Origin of the sequence: Campylobacter sp. BCW_6461 (assembly GCF_001762735.1) — a bacterium.
Taxonomy (GTDB): Bacteria; Campylobacterota; Campylobacteria; order Campylobacterales; family Campylobacteraceae; genus Campylobacter_D; species Campylobacter_D jejuni.
In genome coordinates this window covers 1-551 of record NZ_MJXJ01000014.1, presented here as the reverse complement: position 1 = coordinate 551, position 551 = coordinate 1, and the positions used below count along the sequence as shown (strand labels likewise).

Here is a 551-nt window from a genome sequence, read left to right as displayed (position 1 = left end):
CTCAAGATGATAATGCAAACAAAACTTTAGAAACTCAAAATTTAGAACATGACAATTTAGAACAAGAAACAATTAAAGAACAGACTCAAGAAGACACTCAAACTGATTTAGATTTAACTTTAGAAGATAGTGAAAGCGAAAAAGAAGACTTAAGCCAAGAACATACAGCTTTGGATACTGAGCCTAGTTTAGATGAGCTAGATGATAAAAATGATGAAGATTTAGAAATCAAAGAAGATGATAAAAATGAAGAAATAGAAAAGCAAGAATTATTAGACGATTCTAAAACAAATACATTAGAAATGCAAGAAGAGCTTAGCGAATCTCAAGATGATAATGCAAACAAAACTTTAGAAACTCAAAATTTAGAACATGACAATTTAGAACAAGAAACAATTAAAGAACAGACTCAAGAAGACACTCAAACTGATTTAGATTTAACTTTAGAAGATAGTGAAAGCGAAAAAGAAGACTTAAGCCAAGAACATACAGCTTTGGATACTGAGCCTAGTTTAGATGAGCTAGATGATAAAAATGATGAAGATTTAGAA

General features: G+C 29.8%; 1 pseudogene. It reads left to right on the top strand.

Going from position 1 to position 551, the window contains the following annotated elements:
- Positions 1-551, top strand: a pseudogene (locus AJ882_RS02985) (highly acidic protein); the annotation flags it as partial.